We start from the raw sequence: 799 nt of genomic DNA on the forward strand, positions 1-799 counted from the left end.
ATGGCGCAGGCGCGGCAGCATCCGCCCCGCCGCGCACGCCACCAGCGCCACCCCGCCGCCGCGAACGATGGCGTCCGCCATCTCGACGGTGCCCTGTTCGATCCCCCCGGCATCCAGCGCGGGCAAAATCTGCAGGATGACGGGACAGGGCGCGGGGGATTCCATGGCCCGACCGCTTAGCATGAACGCGCGAACCGCGTCACGTTCGCGTCATATGTGACCGTGTAACATGGACGTCCTGCCATGATGTGCTACAGAGCACGCATGGGGTGGTCGCACCCCCAAGAAGACAGAAGAACAAGAAGAACCAAGAAGACCACGGAAACCTCCATGAAGACGGGCGGCACGAACGCTGTCTCCCTCTTTCCGGCGTCGCCTCCGATCGTGACGGACCAGATTCCGCCTCGCGGGGCGGCGCCGGCATCTCCACGTTTTCCCATGTTTTGCCCGGCGCTGTTTCCATGCGGCACGTTCTGGATTAACCAGGGCGCATGACGCGCGTTCTCGTGATCAAGCTGGGTGCGCTGGGCGATCTGGTCCAGGCCTTCGCACCGTTCGCGGCCATCCGCGCCCATCATCCCCACGCCGCCATCACCCTGCTGACGACCGCTCCCTTCGCCGAGCTGATGCGCGCCGCCCCGTGGTTCGACCGGGTGGCGGTCGATGCGCGCCCCTCCTGGTGGGATGTGCGCGGCATGCTGGCGCTGCGCCGGACGCTGCGCGGTCATGACGTGGTGTACGACCTGCAGACCTCGGGCCGCTCGTCGCGCTATTTCCGGCTGTCCGGCCGCCCGGCCTG

Annotated in this window: 1 protein-coding gene and 1 pseudogene; one reads left to right on the forward strand and one right to left on the reverse strand. The window is 67.3% G+C overall.

Features of this window, described 5'->3' with window-relative positions:
* A pseudogene (locus tag HUK84_RS23415) lies at positions 1-183 on the reverse strand (glycosyl transferase); the annotation flags it as partial.
* 308 nt (positions 184-491) lie between these two features.
* On the opposite strand from HUK84_RS23415, the gene HUK84_RS20905 reads away from it, so the two are divergent.
* A partial coding sequence (locus HUK84_RS20905; RefSeq protein ID WP_374729403.1) for a glycosyltransferase family 9 protein occupies positions 492-799 on the forward strand: 308 nt, incomplete at its 3' end.

This window comes from Nguyenibacter vanlangensis (assembly GCF_013376155.1).
Taxonomy (GTDB): domain Bacteria; phylum Pseudomonadota; class Alphaproteobacteria; order Acetobacterales; family Acetobacteraceae; genus Gluconacetobacter; species Gluconacetobacter vanlangensis.